Annotated in this window: 17 protein-coding genes; 9 read left to right on the forward strand and 8 right to left on the reverse strand. The window is 62.5% G+C overall.

All coding sequences use genetic code 11. The annotated features are described in order from the left end of the window. Positions 1-40 precede the first annotated feature (40 nt). The gene (locus R4P70_RS12875) at positions 41-811 is read right to left on the reverse strand and encodes a site-2 protease family protein (RefSeq protein WP_019749468.1); all 771 of its coding nucleotides are present in this window, start codon (positions 809-811) and stop codon (positions 41-43) included. Beyond that, the gene (locus tag R4P70_RS12880) at positions 808-1,482 is read right to left on the reverse strand and encodes a hypothetical protein (protein WP_019749469.1); all 675 of its coding nucleotides are present in this window, start codon (positions 1,480-1,482) and stop codon (positions 808-810) included. Before R4P70_RS12880 ends, R4P70_RS12875 begins: the two co-directional genes overlap by 4 nt. 283 nt (positions 1,483-1,765) lie before the next feature. On the opposite strand from R4P70_RS12880, the gene R4P70_RS12885 reads away from it, so the two are divergent. Beyond that, positions 1,766-3,055: an adenylosuccinate synthase gene (locus tag R4P70_RS12885; RefSeq protein ID WP_003944351.1), complete on the forward strand. Its 1,290-nt coding sequence runs from the start codon at positions 1,766-1,768 to the stop codon at positions 3,053-3,055. A gap of 51 nt (positions 3,056-3,106) precedes the next feature. Here R4P70_RS12885 and R4P70_RS12890 read toward each other — a convergent pair whose 3' ends face one another. Together R4P70_RS12890 and R4P70_RS12895 are read right to left on the reverse strand one after the other, a co-directional pair. Beyond that, positions 3,107-3,577 carry a 5' nucleotidase, NT5C type gene (locus R4P70_RS12890; RefSeq protein WP_019749470.1) on the reverse strand — a complete coding sequence of 157 codons (471 nt, stop codon included), beginning with the start codon at positions 3,575-3,577 and terminating at the stop codon, positions 3,107-3,109. 45 nt (positions 3,578-3,622) lie between these two features. Beyond that, positions 3,623-3,853 carry a hypothetical protein gene (locus R4P70_RS12895; protein ID WP_003944349.1) on the reverse strand — a complete coding sequence of 77 codons (231 nt, stop codon included), beginning with the start codon at positions 3,851-3,853 and terminating at the stop codon, positions 3,623-3,625. Between the two features lie 61 nt (positions 3,854-3,914). Between R4P70_RS12895 and R4P70_RS12900 the strand changes: the two genes are divergently transcribed. Together R4P70_RS12900 and R4P70_RS12905 are read left to right on the forward strand one after the other, a co-directional pair. Further along, positions 3,915-5,390 (forward strand): PLP-dependent aminotransferase family protein, encoded by a 1,476-nt coding sequence (locus R4P70_RS12900; protein WP_019749471.1) that lies wholly within the window; start codon positions 3,915-3,917, stop codon positions 5,388-5,390. A 47-nt stretch (positions 5,391-5,437) separates the two neighbouring features. Continuing rightward, positions 5,438-6,541 (forward strand): class I SAM-dependent methyltransferase, encoded by a 1,104-nt coding sequence (locus tag R4P70_RS12905; RefSeq protein ID WP_020906655.1) that lies wholly within the window; start codon positions 5,438-5,440, stop codon positions 6,539-6,541. A gap of 59 nt (positions 6,542-6,600) precedes the next feature. On the opposite strand, the gene R4P70_RS12910 is transcribed toward R4P70_RS12905, so the two are convergent. The 3 genes from R4P70_RS12910 to R4P70_RS12920 all read right to left on the reverse strand — a co-directional run bounded on the left by R4P70_RS12910 (position 6,601) and on the right by R4P70_RS12920 (position 11,605). Then, on the reverse strand, positions 6,601-7,701 hold the full coding sequence (locus tag R4P70_RS12910; RefSeq protein WP_020968820.1) for a CaiB/BaiF CoA transferase family protein: 1,101 nt from the start codon (positions 7,699-7,701) through the stop codon (positions 6,601-6,603). Between the two features lie 107 nt (positions 7,702-7,808). After that, positions 7,809-9,875, reverse strand: coding sequence for an ABC transporter ATP-binding protein (locus R4P70_RS12915; RefSeq protein ID WP_019749474.1), 2,067 nt, complete (start codon positions 9,873-9,875; stop codon positions 7,809-7,811). Continuing rightward, positions 9,872-11,605, reverse strand: a complete 1,734-nt coding sequence (locus R4P70_RS12920; protein ID WP_019749475.1) for an ABC transporter ATP-binding protein — start codon at positions 11,603-11,605, stop codon at positions 9,872-9,874. The genes R4P70_RS12915 and R4P70_RS12920 overlap by 4 nt, the downstream gene beginning before the upstream one ends. 320 nt (positions 11,606-11,925) lie before the next feature. On the opposite strand from R4P70_RS12920, the gene R4P70_RS12925 reads away from it, so the two are divergent. The 6 genes from R4P70_RS12925 (at position 11,926) to R4P70_RS12950 (ending at position 16,391) form a co-directional block, all read left to right on the forward strand. Then, positions 11,926-12,048, forward strand: coding sequence for a hypothetical protein (locus R4P70_RS12925; protein WP_003944443.1), 123 nt, complete (start codon positions 11,926-11,928; stop codon positions 12,046-12,048). Positions 12,049-12,258: 210 nt separating this feature from the next. Continuing rightward, complete coding sequence (locus tag R4P70_RS12930; RefSeq protein WP_019749478.1) at positions 12,259-12,381, forward strand: hypothetical protein; 123 nt, start codon at positions 12,259-12,261, stop codon at positions 12,379-12,381. A gap of 362 nt (positions 12,382-12,743) precedes the next feature. After that, entirely contained in the window at positions 12,744-12,890 is a 147-nt protein-coding gene (locus R4P70_RS12935) for a hypothetical protein (protein ID WP_003944356.1), read from the forward strand. A 240-nt stretch (positions 12,891-13,130) separates the two neighbouring features. After that, a complete protein-coding gene (locus tag R4P70_RS12940; protein ID WP_020906657.1) occupies positions 13,131-14,636 on the forward strand; it encodes a GGDEF domain-containing protein in 1,506 nt (501 codons plus the stop codon). A 40-nt stretch (positions 14,637-14,676) separates the two neighbouring features. Then, positions 14,677-15,912 (forward strand): formate-dependent phosphoribosylglycinamide formyltransferase, encoded by a 1,236-nt coding sequence (purT, locus tag R4P70_RS12945; protein WP_317830897.1) that lies wholly within the window; start codon positions 14,677-14,679, stop codon positions 15,910-15,912. Further along, the gene (locus tag R4P70_RS12950; protein WP_019749482.1) at positions 15,909-16,391 is read left to right on the forward strand and encodes a DUF456 domain-containing protein; all 483 of its coding nucleotides are present in this window, start codon (positions 15,909-15,911) and stop codon (positions 16,389-16,391) included. Before purT ends, R4P70_RS12950 begins: the two co-directional genes overlap by 4 nt. Here the strand turns inward: R4P70_RS12950 and R4P70_RS12955 are convergent. Continuing rightward, entirely contained in the window at positions 16,295-17,134 is an 840-nt protein-coding gene (locus tag R4P70_RS12955; protein WP_024487914.1) for an amidohydrolase family protein, read from the reverse strand. The two genes, R4P70_RS12950 and R4P70_RS12955, sit on opposite strands and share 97 nt — an antisense overlap.

Consider the following 17,134-nt stretch of genomic DNA (forward strand, 5'->3'; position numbering starts at 1 on the left):
GAAATGTCAGACTCTCACGAGTCTCCTCCAGTGCACTCGATCACGTCCAAAAACGCATGAGGGCGTTACCGAGCATGGCGTAGTAGTCGGACACACCGCTCAGTTCGAAGATCCAGTAGATCGCATCGAAGAAGACGACATTGATCTGCGGGACGAACAGGAGCGCAACCAGCAGGAGCAGTCCGTACGGCTTGAACTGGTCGAGTTGGTGTCGTGTGTTGGGCGCGAGGTAGGGCTCCAGCGCGTTGTATCCGTCCAGACCGGGGACTGGGAGCAGGTTCAAAACTGTTGCCATGACCTGCAAGAAGGCCAGGAAACTGAGGCCGGCCCAGAACGTCAGATGCTCGGCCGATGAGCCGTACGTACGTATGACGACGAGGAGGATCACCGCGGCGACGGCGTTCGTGAACGGACCGGCGAGCGATATTCGCGCCTGCACCTTGGGCGGGAACATCCCGGTGCGCAGGTACACGGCGCCGCCGGGAAGCCCGATGCCGCCCAAGGCGATGAACAGCACCGGCAGCCCGATCGAGAGCATCGGATGGCTGTACTTGAGCGGGTTGAGCGTCAGATAACCACGAGCCTCGACGTCGGTGTCTCCGTGACGCCACGCCAGATATGCATGCGCGAACTCGTGCAAGCACAGCGTGACCACCCAGCCTGCGACCACGAGGACAAAAACACCCGCACGGCCCGCGATGGAACCCCACGTCGAGTTCCAGGCGACAACACCGGCGATGACGGTGATCGCAACGACGCCCAGGAAGACAGGGCTCGGCCGAACCGCCGACCGTGCTGCTCCGGTTCTCACCTGACCAACAACCAAGTCTTGTCGTGCCGGTAGAAGGTCGAACGCTTGAGATCGCGTGGGTTGGCCACCCCGTCGCGAACCAGACGCGCTGCCGGCGAGCCCAGCTGAATGGCTCGGCCTTCCAGCCAGCGTCGCCCGCTCCAGCGACTCTTGCGGTCGACCGATGCCTTGATCCCCGGGAGCTTGGGGCTCGGCACAATCCGGATACCGGGGACTGTGCCGGAGAACAGCTTGTTGTCGTCGACATACGCCTCGCCGATCAATTCGGCGGCATCGGCCGGACCCGTGACAGTTGCCGCACCGACCAGCGCGATTCCGGCGTCGTCGCGAATGAGCGGCACGGTGTGGACTGTGCCTTTCAACGCCGTGCGCGCAGCCCGGGCACCCGTTGCGAGTTTGTACGCGTCGGTTGCGTCGGACCTGTTCTCGGTGACGTAGGCGAGTTCGACGTTGAGTCGCTCCAGTCGCATCAACCGTGTCAATGCCGCGGCAAACGCGCCGTCGTTACCCACGACGATCAAGCGAGGCTCCGTGACGACCTGCAGTTGGGACAGGGCCTCGTCGAAGTCCTGCTTCTCCGGAAGTTCAGGGACAGTGAACGACGTGAGTTCACCCAGGGGGAGTGGAACCGGCGAATCGCCACATTTGAGCACCACAGGGGTCAAAGCCACTCCTAGCTCGATCAAGACTTCTTCTCGGGTAGTGGGACCTCGCCACCCTTCCCCGAAATGGCCGTCCGAATCACTGCCGACGATCTTAGTGCGAGTCTCTGTGTCGACTCGCAATCGTGATGGTCACCGGCCAAATTCTGGACCGTCAGGTCTGGTCTGGTGCTCTGGGCTAGACTGCTCCTTCGGTCACTGCAACAGTTCGGCGCTGCATCATGTGCGCGGAAGCCAGGCAGTACCAATGCGGCGGGACAACTGCTGCACGTCGACCGTAGGAGACAACGTCATGCCGGCAATCGTCCTGATCGGCGCCCAGTGGGGCGACGAAGGTAAGGGCAAAGCTACAGATCTACTGGGCGAGCAGCTTCAGTGGGTCGTGCGATACCAGGGCGGTAACAACGCCGGACACACCGTGGTTCTGCCGAACGGTGACAAGTTCGCACTGCACCTCATCCCGTCCGGAATCCTCACCCCCGCCGTCAACAACGTCATCGGTAACGGTGTCGTCGTCGACCCGGGTGTGTTGCTGACTGAATTGGCAGGCTTGGAAGAGCGCGGTGTGGACACGTCCCGCCTGCTGCTTTCTGCTGATGCGCACCTGATCATGCCGTACCACGTGGCCATCGACAAGGTCACCGAACGCTTCCTGGGAGCGAAGAAGATCGGCACGACCGGCCGCGGTATCGGCCCGTGCTACCAGGACAAGATCGCCCGTGTCGGTGTCCGTGCTGCGGACGTCCTGGACGAGAAGATCCTGACCCAGAAGGTCGAAGCAGCACTCGAATTCAAGAACCAGGTGCTGGTCAAGATCTACAACCGCAAGGCACTCGACCCGCAGCAGGTCGTCGAAGAGGTACTGACGCAGGCCGAGGGTTTCAAGCACCGCATCTCGGACACGCGCCTGGAGCTCAACCTCGCCCTCGAGCGCGGCGAGACCGTCTTGCTCGAAGGTTCGCAGGGCACTCTGCTGGACGTCGACCACGGCACGTACCCGTACGTGACCTCGTCCAACCCCACCTCAGGTGGTGCGGCGGTCGGTTCGGGCATCGGTCCCACCAAGATCACCACGGTGCTCGGAATCCTCAAGGCGTACACGACGCGTGTCGGTTCCGGTCCGTTCCCGACGGAGCTGTTCGACGATCACGGCGCATACCTGGCGAAGCAGGGCGGCGAGGTCGGTGTCACCACCGGACGCGCTCGTCGTACGGGATGGTTCGACGCTGTCATCGCGCGTTACGCGACGCGCGTCAACGGCATCACCGACTACTTCCTCACCAAGCTGGACGTGTTGAGCAGCCTCGACACCGTGCCGATCTGTGTCGCGTACGAGGTGGACGGTGTCCGCCACGACGAAATGCCGATGTCGCAGAGCGACATTCACCACGCCAAGCCCATCTACGAAGAGATGCCTGGCTGGTGGGAAGACATCTCGGAGGCTCGCACCTTCGAGGAACTGCCGCAGAATGCGCAGAACTACGTGCTTCGGCTCGAAGAGCTTTCGGGTGCGTTCATCTCCTGCATCGGTGTCGGTCCCGGCCGCGACGAGACGATCGTCCGGCGCGAGATCGTCCGATAGTTCGTTCCCTCGAAATCCCCGCTCCTGCAAGCAGGAGCGGGGATTCGTGTTTCAAGCCAGCTTCGACAAGTGTGCGGTGACGGTCTTCCAGTCGGGAAACTCGGTGCTGCCGAACTTGATCCACTCGCCCTCGAAACGATCTGCGCCGTTTGCTCCGCGGTCGTCGACGAGGTAATCGCCTCGATTGAGGTGCTTGTGGTGCGAGAGGATCAGACGTTTGTACGCGACGCTGCCCTCCTCCATGCCGAGGTGCTCTTGGACCCACAGAACCTTGTCGTGCCAGGCTGTGGCGTTCTTCCACGGCGCTGTCGAGAGGATGTAGGTGTCGAACTGCTGCGCCAGTTGGTGGTAGGCGTCGATAGCACCGTCGAGAGGATCCATGCGAGAGAAGATGTGTGGCGCTTCGTCGAGGTCGTTCTTGTACTTCTCCCGGACGCCGTCGGTCAGGCGATCGATGCCCGACTGGAAGTTGACCAAGGTGTTGTCGAGATCGATGTAGAGGATCTTTTTGGAAGCCGGCATGCAATCCCTCTCTGGAGACTTTCTGAGTGCGAAAAGAGTCCAGTTTTACGCAACTGGACTGAGATCAGTGAATTCTTCCCCCTGATCACAATCGCACGGGGGTCTGACAGCGTCGTTTTCGCGGTCTGAAGTCTTGTCGTGGAAGATGCCGCCGAGGGGTGCTGCCAGGCGAAACTGCTCCAAACGAATGTATGTACCTTCACCTTCAGCGGGCGCGAAGAAGTAGACGAGTGCCACGAAGAGTCCGATGCCGATCAGGGTTGCGAAGGTAGTCATGGACATATGATCAACTCGACTGGTATTGAGTTACATAGCCAAGTTGTCGATACTGGACTGCATGATGACTCGAGTTCTCGGTGCCCGTTCGCTTGCGCGCGATCTGGGGTCCTGGCAGGAAGAGTCTGGGCGCAGGCCCGCGTACCGTGCGCTTGCCGACGGTATCCGCCTGCTCGTGCACGACGGTCGCGTTCCGCTGGGGGTCGCACTGCCGAGTGAGCGTGAACTCGCGGCGGTGCTCGAACTCAGTCGGACCACGATCACGTCGTCGTACTCGGTGCTGCGAGACGAGGGGTATCTGATCAGCCGGCAGGGTTCGCGAAGCACCGTGGCTTTGCCCGCCGGCGCGCGGCCGAACGGGTTGATGTTCCGCTCCCATCAACCGGGGCCGAGTGGGCCCGTCGTCGACCTCAGTTACGCGGCGATGGCAGCTCCCGCCGCTCAGGTCGAACTGGCGTATGCTTCTGCGCTGCAGGAACTTCCGAACTTCCTGCCCACGCACGGGATGGAACCGGTCGGGATCGCCGACTTGCGTGACGTGATCGCGCAGCGCTACACGGCGCGGGGTCTTCCCACCACCGCCGAACAGATCATGGTGACCTCGGGTGCGCAGCACGCGCTTCGGTTGTTGCTGTCGGTGCTCACCTCACCCGGCGAGCGAGTGCTGGTCGATCATCCGACGTACCCCAATGCGCTGGAAGCGATTCGGCGAAACGGTGCTCGGCCCGTGCCGGTTCCGGTCCGACCGGAGTTCGCGGCGGCCGGAGCCTGGGATCTCGACGGGATTCGAAGTGCAGCAAGGCAAACCGCTGCCAGAATGGCATACCTGATTCCCGACTTTCACAACCCGACCGGCCTCTGCATGGACTCTTCCGGCCGCGCCGAGCTTGCGAAGATTGCGCACGAAACGCGAATGACTCTGGTCGTCGACGAGACGATGGTGGACCTGTGGCTCGACGCACCGCCGCCGGCGCCGGTCGCCTCACATGGGCGAGGCGCGGCGAAAACCGAAGTGGTGACGCTCGGTTCGACCGCGAAGTCGTTGTGGGGCGGGCTACGTGTCGGTTGGATTCGCGCCGATGCCGCGCTCATCACCCAGTTGGTGGGGGCGCGTGCCGCGGTCGACCTCGGTACTCCCGTCATGGATCAGTTGGCAGCCGCTTACTTGCTCGCCGACGACCGCTCGTTGCTCGAACAGCGTCGCGAAGTTCTGCGAGAACAGCGTGCGGTACTCCTCGGCGCAGTGGCAGAGCATCTGCCGGACTGGCGTCCCACCATCGGCTCCGGCGGAATGTCGGTCTGGATGCGAATGTCCGCGCCAGTCTCGACGGCGTTGGCGGCGGTGGCACCCAACTTCGGCGTACTCCTTGCCGCCGGCCCCCGTTTCGGCGTCGAAGGTGCGTTCGAACGATTCATCCGCGTGCCGTACGCACGTTCTCCCGAGGACCTCATTCGCGGCGTCGCGTCCATCGCCGCTGCGTACGACACCCTCGCGACGGATCGCGACACGGCAGACCAACGAATGGTCGTCGTCTGAGAACTGGGTACACACCCTGAAAGTGGTGTGAAACCAGGAGGTAGGGCATGACGGCGGTAGACGGTACAGGCGCAGCGGGAACAAGTGCGGCGGACGCGCTCGCAGAACGATTGTTCGCGGCCACGCTCGGGGCGTCGGAGCTGCAGGCTGTGTATCTGGGCGACCGGCTGGGCTGGTACCGCGCGCTGAGCGATCACGGCCCGCTCACGTCGACGGAGCTGGCGGACCGGACCGGGACCGTCGAAAGGTATGCGCGGGAGTGGCTCGAGCAGCAGGCCGTCGCCGGTTATGTGGAGGTCAATTCGGATGCCGATCGCCGGTACAGCCTGCCGCAGGCCCACGCCGATGTTCTGGTCGACGACGAGAACCTGCTTTTCCTGGCGCCGTTGGCGAGGCTGTTCGTCGCGACAACGTCGTCGATGCCGCGTCTACTCGACGCTTATCGTCACGGCGGGGGAGTCACGTGGGAATCGATGGGCCCCGATGCTCGCGAGGGCCAGGCGCTGCTGAACCGGCCGATGTATCTCCAGCAGCTCTGTCAGCAGTTCCTGCCGGTAGTCACCGACCTGCACGCCATACTTGTCGGCGGCGGGCAGGTCGCTGATCTCGGGATGGGGGAGGGCTGGTCGTCGATCGCGCTCGCCCTCGGATACCCGAAGATCGAAGTGCACGGCTTCGACGTCGACGCGGCATCGGTGAACGCTGCCCGTCGTAACGCCCACGATCGTGGGGTGGACGACCGAGTACATTTCTCGTTGGTCGACGTCGCCGGACAGGCTCCTGAGGCCGGGCGAGTCGATGCCGGGACCTACGATGCCGTCTTCGCTTTCGAGTGCCTTCACGACGTTCCGGATCCGGTGGGATTTCTGTCCACGGCTCGGGCGATTGCCCAGCCGGGCGCTCCGGTGATCGTCATGGACGAACGAACGGCAGATGTGTTCGATCCCGAGGCGGGTCCGATCGAGCAATTGCTGTACGGATTTTCGCTGACCTGCTGCTTACCGGACAGCCTGTCGCATCCGGGGAGCGTTGCCACCGGGACGGTGATGAGGCACTCGACACTCGAAAGCTATGCCAAGGCGGCCGGTTTCGAGCGGGTTGACGTGCTCCCGATCGAGCACGAGATGTTCAGGTTCTACAGGTTGGGCTGACGCCCCGTGCGTGGTTAGAGAGTCCTGAGGCTCCTTAACCGCGCACGGGGCCGAAGGCCCTAGGTCCAGACCGTGTCGATATCCGTCGCCTCACGCGCCGGCGCAGCGGGCGTCGCGGTGGGCGTGCGCGAGAAGCGCGGTGCGGGAGCATGCTGAGTGACGCCGTCGAGTTCGATGAGCGAACCGCGGGCCGCGATGTGTTCGTTGGACGGAGCCTCGGCGAAAGTCAGGACAGGGGAGACACAGGCGTCGGTGCCGAGGAAGATCTTGGCCCACTCGTCGCGAGTCTTGGACAAGAACTTTTCGGTGAAGAGCGTCTTCATGTCGTCCCACTTGGACGTGTCCATCTGGTGAGGGAGCGTCGCGGGATCGAGTTCGAGGCCCTCGAGCAACAATGCGTAGAACTGCGGTTCGATGGATCCGACGGCCATGTACTTGCCGTCGGAGGTCTCGTAGGTGTCGTAGAACGGAGCGCCGGTGTCGAGGAGGTTGACGCCGCGCTCGTCGGACCAGACGCCGCGACCGCGGAATGCCCACATCATGTGCGAGAGCGCGAGGGTTCCGTCGACCATCGCCGCGTCGACGACCTGGCCCTTACCGGACGTCGAGCGCTCGACGAGAGCCGACAGAATGCCGAAGATCAGGAACATGGAACCGCCGCCGAAATCGCCGACCATGTTGAGCGGCGGGACGGGGCGTTCACCCTTGCGTCCGATGGCGTTGAGGACACCGGTCAGTGAGATGTAGTTGATGTCGTGACCGGCGGCGTTGGCGAGCGGTCCTTCCTGTCCCCAGCCCGTCATACGGGCGTAAACGAGGCGCGGATTGCGCTCCGACACCACGTCGGGTCCGAGTCCCATGCGTTCCATGACGCCGGGGCGGAAGCCCTCGATGAGGACGTCGGCGCGGCCCAGGAGATCGAGAACCTTGGCGACGTCGGCCGGATCCTTCAGGTTGGCCTCGACGATGCGGCGGCCGCGCTTGATCTGGTCGGTTGCGTTCGAGTCCTGCGGAATCTGCCCTGCGCGCTGCACGATGACGATGTCGGCGCCCATGTCCGCCAAAAGCGTCGCGGCGTGCGGGCCCGGTCCCAATCCAGCGAATTCCACGATCCGAATGCCCGCGAGCGGGCCCTTCTTCTCCACAGCTTCTGCAGACACACGCACTCCCAATTCAGACGGTGACAACACTCCTGACTCGACGGTAACGTGTCGAATCGGTCAGGTGTGCTCCGGGGCACTGTGTCCGCCGAGGGAGGCGCCGATCACTAGACGGCGGCACCCTCGAACTGAGCGTTGTAGAGACGGAAGTACGCGCCCGCAGCTGCGATGAGTTCGTCGTGTGTGCCCTGCTCGACGATCTTGCCCGCCTCCATCACGACGATCAGATCGGCGTTACGGATGGTGGAGAGCCGGTGCGCGATGATGAAGCTGGTGCGCCCGACGCGCAACGCGGACATTGCTTGCTGCACAAGCTGTTCCGTACGTGTGTCGACCGAGCTGGTCGCCTCGTCGAGAATCAGCAGCGACGGCTCCGACAGGAATGCTCGGGCAATCGTGATGAGCTGCTTCTCGCCGGAGCTGATGTTCGATGCCTCCTCGTCCAGCACGGTGTCGTACCCGTCCGGGAGCGTGTGGATGAAGCGGTCGACGAAGGCAGCGCGTGCGGCTTCGTGGATCTCGTATTCACTGGCGTCGAGCCGGCCGTACGCGATGTTGTCGCGGATCGTTCCGCCGAAGAGCCAGGTGTCCTGCAGGACCATGCCGACGTGCTTGCGCAAGTCGGAGCGGCGCATCTGCGAGATGTCGACGTCGTCGAGAGTGATTCGGCCCGAGTCGACTTCGTAGAAGCGCATGAGCAGGTTGACCAAGGTGGTCTTGCCGGCACCGGTGGGTCCGACGATGGCGACCATCTGCCCGGGCCGAGCCGTCAGGTACACGTTCTCGATCAACGGCTTGTCCGGCTCGTAGCGGAACGAGACGTTCTCGAACTCGATGTGTCCGACGTTGCGATGGCGTCCGGCAGGCTCGGGCATTAGTGGCACGTCGATGTCGGGCGACTGCTCAGGTTCGTCGAGAAGCTCGAAGACCCGCTCAGCCGACGCGGCTCCGGACTGCAGGCTCGTCGACATGGACGCGATCTGCGTGAGTGGTTGGCTGAACTGGCGCGAATAGACGATGAACGCCTGAACGTCACCGAGTGACATGTTGCCGCTGGCGACCTTGAGTGCGCCGACCACAGCGAGCAGCACGTAGGTGATGTTTCCGACGAAGTTCATGACCGGCATGATCAGGCTGGAGAGGAACTGTGCGCCGAAGGACGCGTCGAGGAGTTTCTTGTTCTGCTCGGCGAATTCACGCTCGGCTTCGGCCTGATGCCCGTACACGCGTACCAGGTCGCGACCGCTGTAGTTCTCCTCGATCTGTGCGTTGATCTTGCCCGTCTCGGTCCACTGAGCCTTGTACAACACCTGTGCACGCTTGGCGACCCTGGCAACGAGGAGCACCGATACCGGCACCGCGATCAGTGCGATCAGGGCGAGCATCGGAGAGATGACGAACATCATCGTCAGGACGCCGAGGACGGTGAGCACCGACGTCAGGAGCGAGGTCAACGTCGACGACAACGTCGACGAGATGTTGTCGATGTCGTTGGTGACGCGGCTGAGGATCTCGCCGCGAGGTGTCTTGTCGAAGTATGGAAGGGGGAGACGGTGAAGCTTCGCCTCGACCGAGGCACGCAGGTTGTAGATGGTCTTCTGGACGATGATGTTGAGGAGGAATGCTTCCAACCAGGCAAGTAGCGACGAGAGCAAGTACACGACGATCGCGAGCATGACGACTTTGCCGATGGCGTCGAAGTTCAGACCTACACCGGGAACGACGTCGGTCGAGTTGGCGACGAGGTCGGCGAACGTCGAATTTCCTGATGCGCGGATCGCCTCTGCTGCCTGATCGCGGGTCAGTCCGGCGGGCAGGCTCTTGCCGATGAACCCGGCGAAGATGAGGTCTGTTGCGTGACCGAGGATCTTCGGCACCGCGACGGAGAGCGCGATGCTGGCGATCGTCGCAACGACGACACAGACGACCGCAAACTTGTGTGGCTGCAGAAGCGAGAGAAGCCGCTTCATCGTCGCCTTGAAGTGGCGAGGTTTGGTGTCCGTCGCGGTCAGCGCGGGCTTCGGCTCTTTGTCGGGGTTCTCGGGGTTACTCGACTTCGCATCCCCGTCCGCGGATTCAGGTTCGCTCGGGATCTTGGCGAACACCACCGTCGGGGCATCGTCGAAGTACTGGCTGTTGGGGCTGCCCCACGTCGGGTCCTGCGGGCTGGTCATGCGCTCATCTCCGCGGGAATCTGGGAAGCCACGATCTCTTGGTACGTCGGACAGTTGGCCAGAAGGAACTGATGGTCGCCGAGACCGACCGGAGCGCCGTCTTCGAGGACCATAATCTGGTCGGCATCGATGATGGACGCGACGCGCTGCGCGACGATGATGACCGTCGAATGAGTCGAGACCGTGCGGAGTTCGCGTCGGACTGCGGCGTCGGTGTGCATGTCGAGTGCGGAGAACGAATCGTCGAAGACGAAGATCCGGGGTCTGCGGACTACAGCTCTGGCGATGGCGAGACGTTGTTTCTGTCCGCCCGAGAGATTGCCGCCGCCCTGGGCGATCGGAGACTCGAGACCGTCGGAGAGTTCACGGACGAAGTCGTCTGCCTGGGCGATGGTGAGGGCTGCCCAGATGTCGTCGTCGGTGGCGGTCGGGTTTCCGTAGCGGATATTGCTCGCGATCGTGCCGGCGAACAGGTAGGCCTTCTGGGGCACGTATCCGAAGTTGGCGAAGAGTTCGTCCTGATCCCAGCCACGGACGTCCAAGCCGTCGACCAGGACGGCGCCGGCCGTGACGTCGAAGAGTCGGGGGATGAGTGAGACGAGGGTCGATTTGCCACTACCGGTACTGCCCACGATCGCGGTGACCGTTCCTGGCATGCATCGCATCGAGACATTCGACAGGACCGGCGTTTCTGCTCCCGGATACGTGAATCCGGCTCCACCGAACTCGACAACGCCGTAGGGGCTGGTCGGGCGAAGGGGCTGGGCCGGTGCGGGCACGGTCGGCTCGGTGTCGAGTACCTCGGTGATGCGGTCGGCACACACGGCCGCGCGGGGGATCACGACGGCCAACATGGTCGCCATGACCACGGACATCAGGATCTGCATGACGTAGGCGAGGAAGGCGCTGATCTGGCCGATCTGCATGTCTCCGGTATCGACCAGATGCGCGCCGAACCACAGCACCGCGACGCTCGACAGGTTGGCGATCAACATGACGGTGGGCAGCAGAACCGCCTGGTAGCGACCGATGAGGAGCGAGGTGTCGGTCAGTTCCTTGTTGGCTTTGTCGAAGCGGATCGTCTCGTCGGGTTCTCGAACGAAGGCGCGGATGACACGCATACCGGTGAGCTGTTCGCGCAGTGATCGATTGATGTTGTCGATCCGCGTCTGCATCGTCCGGAAATGCGGGATCAGCTTGGCCACCACGACCGAGACGGTGATGCCGAGCAGTGGTACCGAAATCGTCAGGAGCCAGGACATCTGCAGGTTCTCGCGCAGCGCCATGATGATGCCGCCGATACACATCAGTGGGGCGCTGACGAGCATCGAGGAGGTCAGCATGACCAGGGCCTGGATCTGCAGGACGTCGTTGGTGTTCCGTGTGATCAGCGTCGGCGCACCGAAACTGTTGAATTCGCGATCAGAGAAGCTGCCGACGGCCTTGTAAAAGGCGCCTCGAACGTCGTGGCCGAAGCCCATCGACGATTTTGCCGCCAGATAGGTCGATGCGACCGACGCGATGATCGACGCAAGCGAGACCAGCAGCATGATCCCGCCGGTGGACATGATGAATCCGGTGTCGCCTCGGGCTACACCGTCGTCGATGATCCGAGCGTTGAGCGTGGGGAGGACTAACGACGCGATGGCCCCGAAGAGTTGAAGTGCGAGGACCCCGGCAAGCAACCAGCGGTACGGCGGCAGGTACGCCTTGAGGAGTTTTGCTAGCACGACGGTTCCCGGTGAGTTGCTTCGGTTGCCGCTCGTTCGCGATTGATCACAAGCACACGGTATGACAGATCGTGGTCGAGGTTGGCACCGACTCTGACGATTGCAACCATTTGTCCAAATCGAATGTGATGTCCAACACACTTGAATTCGATATTGGTTTCAGGTCACAGGTCCTGAACTGCCGGTTTACACATTGCTCCAATATGTCACGGTTTTATTTGGATCGAAACAAACTGGACGTACGTATTTAGCTTGGCTACAAAGCGGCGGAGCGAACAAAACGTGCGCCGCGTCATAGATATTCATGCAAGGAGTCACACATGGGATCCCTCGGAAACCTTCTCAAGGCCAACGGCATGGGCTGGGGCATTCTCCAGCTTCTTCCCCTGGTCAACATGCTCAAGACCCTTCAGGGGCTGGACACCGCGAGCTCGAACTCCTGACGTTCGACCACAACAATTCTTCCGAAACAACACAGGAGTAGTCGCATGACCTCGATTCAGAATCTCGACGCCTTCCTCAAGAGCGTTCTCGCGTTCGTGACCAAGTTGAACGCGGGATCGGCAGACGGCTCGGGTTCGGCCGGTTCCACTGCCGAGTAGTTCTCGGTCCCCACTTCATTTCAACTGCATCCCGACATAAGGAGACCCGACATGGGTTCGTTCGAAGACTTCAGCGGCGTCGTCAAGACGTTCATTCCGGTACTCAAGGACCTGTTCACGGCACTCGGTGGTGGCTCGCTCACCCCGGGTACCGGATCGGCGGCTGACAAGTAAGTCCCGTTTGTCCGAAAGTGTGGCTCGCGGTTGTCTGCGAGCCACACTTTCTGCATTTCAATTGTGAGCTAAATCACATTATTGGATATTTCGAACTGTCTATTTGGGCTCTGAACTGCAATTATGCCAGAAGGTGTTACCGACAGTTCACGTTGGTAGCTATTCGGTAGCTAGACAAGTGTGAGCAGTCGGTCTATAAATGCAGGCAGCGCCAAGGTAGTGCGCTACATCACAGCTCGGGATGTTGTTCGGGGGGCGGTTCAGCCATCCGCGCGGCAGAAGTTCCCGAACCATCTCGGCCACCGCCTGCGGCCGGAATGGCGCTGGAACATCACACCACCTCACAAACAGGAGAACCTCCTATGTTCGGATCACTCAGCACCCTCGGACCCCTGCTCACCGCGCTCGGAGCTTTCCTCAAGTCCGTTCCCACCGAATCGCTGTCCGGCGAGGGCGAGGGCTCGTCCACCGGTTCACTCTCGGGTCTGTCCAGCGGATCCGCCGAGTAGTCATCCCTTCCGGCAGGTCCATTCGGCTCTGCCAATCGGATTGCATGCAGGTGCCCTCTGTCCACTGTCGTGGCCGGAGGGCACCCGCGTTTGCGGAGATTTTCGTAATTGCCGTTTTGGCATGTGAACACAGAACTGTGAGTGGCAGCACCTGCGTACGATGGTTCGACGACATCGGCATACGGTCACCGCGACGTCCGGTGCTCCCGAATTCAGAGGTAGCCGACCGCGAGGTGACGCATGGTAGGGACGAGTCGCTTTCTGCGCCTTCTCCTAGTGCTGGCCGTTGTACTTGCGGCTTCGTTGATCGGCATCCTCACGCGCCCACCAGGGTTGCTCGCGACATTCTGGTGCGCCAACGCCATTCTGCTGGGGATGATGGTCAGATGGCCGGTCCTGATCGAGTGGCCGACGTGGATCGCTGCGGCTGTCGGATACGTCTGCGCTGACCTGATCACCGGCAACTCGCTCTCGCTTGCGGTGCAGTTGAACGGGGCGAACCTCGCCGGAGTCACAGTCGGTGTTCTTGTTCTGTACTACTTGAAGCGCACACCGTTCCGATTGGTCGATTCGCAGTCGCTGGTGTGGATGGTCTTCGTCTCGTTCGTCGCGGCGACTGGTACCGCGGCCACTGCCGGCGCCTTGGACCGGCTCTTACGCGGTCAGTCCTTTACCGACACGTTTTTCCACTGGGGCGCCACCGAGGTCATGGCGTACCTGCTGGTCCTTCCTCTCATTCTCACTCTCACCATCCCGTCGAGCCTTGCCGAGTTCCGCAGCAAACTGACTGCCAAAACTGTCGCCGCTATGAGCGTTCCGCTACTCGCCACTGCAGCCTGCGTGCCGATCGCCCTGAGTATCGAAGGGCCGATCGCGCTGGTCCTTCCGATTCCGGCTCTCCTGTGGTGCGCCACTCGCATCTCGGTTCCGAGCACTGCCTTCGTTTCCGTGGTTTGGTCGGTGTGGTCGCTCATGATGGCGGGTAGCGGTCGACTCGATATCGGAGATCAAGCCGCCTCGACGTGGAACGAGGACGTCATCACGTCCATTGCCGTCACGCTGATCGCGTTGGGGCCGATCGCGGTTGCCTGTGCGACCGAGGAACGTCGCGCTGCCGAGCGTGAGCTCTTCCTTGCTGTCGAATTCGACCATCTGACCGGGGTCCTCTCGCGTGGTGCGTTTCTCGGGCATGCGGAATCGGAGCTTGCCGCCGCGGCCCGCACACAATCCCCGGTCGGCCTGCTGATGCTCGACCTGGACCACTTCAAGAGCATCAACGACACGCATGGACATATGACCGGTGACAGCGTTCTCGCGAACTTCGCCGAACGGGCCGCTGACCGATTGTCGGACGGCGATCTGATCGGAAGGCTCGGCGGCGAGGAGTTCGCCATTCTGCTTCCGGACTGCAGCTACGCGCGAGCAGTCGATGTGGCCGAGGCGGTCCGCGGCGCGCAAGTCGAGTACTCGGCCGAATCAGAAGTGACGAGCACCGTCAGTGTCGGCGTCGCGTGGGTCGATCATGCGACGCCGACGTTGACCACCCTCATGAGCGTCGCGGACGAGGCTCTGTACGAAGCCAAGCGCGCCGGGCGCAACCTCGTGAAAGTGCGCCGGCTCGGCAACGATGCATTGCCGCAACGGAATTCCGAGCCGGATATGGCCACCCGCACCTATCGCAAACCTGACATACCACGAACGATCAGGCGGGGATTTGGCCGCGAAGGTGTGGTGGACGGCCGATAACCGCGCTGACCTGCATCGGGATTGGCATATAGTCGCACCCATGCAGCTTGATTCGACGCCTTCGCCCCTGCCGACGCTTCCGCTCCGATTCGGAACTCCCCTGACCGAGAACTCCATCCGCGTGATGATGTTGGGATCAGGCGAGTTGGGTAAGGAAGTTGTCATCGCGTTGCAGCGTCTGGGCGTCGAAGTGATTGCGGTGGATCGGTATCCCGATGCCCCTGGGCATCAGGTGGCTCATCGTGCGCATACCGTCGACATGGCCGATCCGGAAGCGCTGCTTGCCGTCATTGAGTTGGAAAAGCCTCACTTCGTGGTTCCCGAGATCGAGGCCATTGCGACGGATGCGCTTGCACTCGTTGAAGAACGCGGGGCCGCGGTGGTCATTCCGACCGCCCGCGCCACCCAGCTCACGATGAACCGTGAGGGGATCCGTCGGCTCGCGGCCGAGGAATTGGGCCTGCCCACTTCGCCGTACGCTTTCGCGGACTCGCTTGCCGAAGTGCAGGCAGCGACAGACCGAATCGGTTTCCCGTGCGTCATCAAGCCCGTCATGTCCTCGTCGGGGAAGGGACAGTCGACGGTTCGATCCGCCGAAGATCTCGACGCCGCATGGGATTACGCGATGGCCGGAGGTCGTGTGAATCACGGCCGGGTGATCGTCGAGGGTTTTGTCGATTTCGATTACGAGATAACACAATTGACGGTTCGCGCCGTCGGTGAGAGCGGTCAGGTCGAGACGTCGTTCTGCGAGCCGATCGGGCACCTGCAGGAGGCCGGTGACTATATCGAATCGTGGCAGCCGCAGCAGATGTCCGCAGTTGCCCTCGCCTCGGCCCGAGACGTCGCCGAGAAGGTGACCACGGCTCTGGGCGGGCGAGGCATCTTCGGTGTCGAGCTATTCGTGAAGGGCGACGACGTCTTCTTCTCCGAAGTGAGCCCACGGCCGCACGACACCGGATTGGTGACTCTGCGGACGCAGCGACTTTCGGAGTTCGAGCTGCATGCCCGCGCGATCCTGGGCTTGCCGGTCGACACGACGCTCACGGTTCCGGGAGCATCGGCGGTGATCTACGGCGGAATGGAGGCCAAGGGGATCGGATTCGACGGCGTCGCCGAGGCACTCTCGGTTCCCGAGACGGACCTGCGGCTCTTCGGCAAGCCCGAGAGCTTCACGCGTCGTCGCATGGGTGTTGCAGTGTCGACGGCCGCCGATGTGCCGACTGCACGCGCCCGTGCTCGCGAGGCCGCGTCGAAGGTGCGTCCCGTCGGATGAGTCCTGTGGCCGAGGTCCTCGTCGGGCTGGTCATCCTGGTCGGTCTGATCGGTGTCGTCGTTCCGATTCTTCCGGGGACACTTCTCGTTTTCGGTGCAATTCTGGTGTGGGCGATCATGACCGGCGGCGCGACGGCGTGGACGGTGTTCGCGCTGTCGACGCTGGCACTGGTGGTCACCGGGATCGTGAAGTACACCTGGCCAGGCAAGCGGATGAAGTCCGGGGGAGTGCCCAACCTGTCGGTGGTGGTCGGCGGCGTCGTCGGCATCATCGGGTTCTTCGTGATTCCGGTCGTGGGCTTGTTCCTCGGATTCATCGTCGGAACGTATTTCGCCGAACTAGCGCGGCTGCGCCGTTACGACATCGCCTGGTCGTCGACGCTTCACGCGGTGAAGGCAGTCGGATTGTCCATGCTGGTGGAACTGTTCGGAGCGCTGATCGCGGCGGGGCTGTGGCTGGGAGCCGTCGCGTTCACTTGAGCGCAGCGGTACCAGGAGCGGGCGTTGTCGCACATGACCGCGGACAGGTCGTCGCCGACAGCTTCGGCGATCACGTCCAGGTCGTGGACCTCGAACGCTCGACGTGCCCGTGTGCCGGGTAGATCGGTGCCGAACATCAGCGCAGCGGGGTTGACCGCGTGGATCTGGCGAAGCACGTCGCCGACGTCGGAGATGGTGGTGCGTCCGAACCCGGTGGCTTTGACGCGTACCCCGCGGTCGACGAGGTTGAGGAGATACGGCAGTCCTCGGGTGGACATTCCCAAGTGGTCGATGCTCACCGCCGGCAATTTGGCGAATACGGGTTCCAGCGACAGCAACAGCGTGGCATCGACGTAGAACTCGGCGTGCCAGCCGACCAGATCGAATGCGCGGTTGGCGAGATCGGCGAGCAGACGCAGGTCGGTGGCGCCTCGGCGCAGATTGAATCGGACGGCGCGCACTCCCAGCGCGTCCAGCGCAACGATGTCTTCATCCGTCGCATCGAGCGGCAAAGCAGTGACGCCCACCCAGCCTTCGCCGAGCTCGGACAAGGCGGCTTTCAGGTATTCCTGGTCATTGCCCTGGTACGACGCGGTCACCACCGCGCCGCCGTCGACACTCAGGCCCTTCAGTGAGGCAAGCCGGGCCCGGTAATCGGCCACGGTGAAGGGCTCAGGCAGGTACCCGTGATTCTCGACCAGCGGGAAGCGCGGGTCGATGATATGCACGTGGGCGTCAAACAC

The organism is Rhodococcus sp. IEGM 1241 (genome assembly GCF_033142365.1).
Lineage (GTDB): Bacteria > Actinomycetota > Actinomycetes > Mycobacteriales > Mycobacteriaceae > Rhodococcus_F > Rhodococcus_F erythropolis.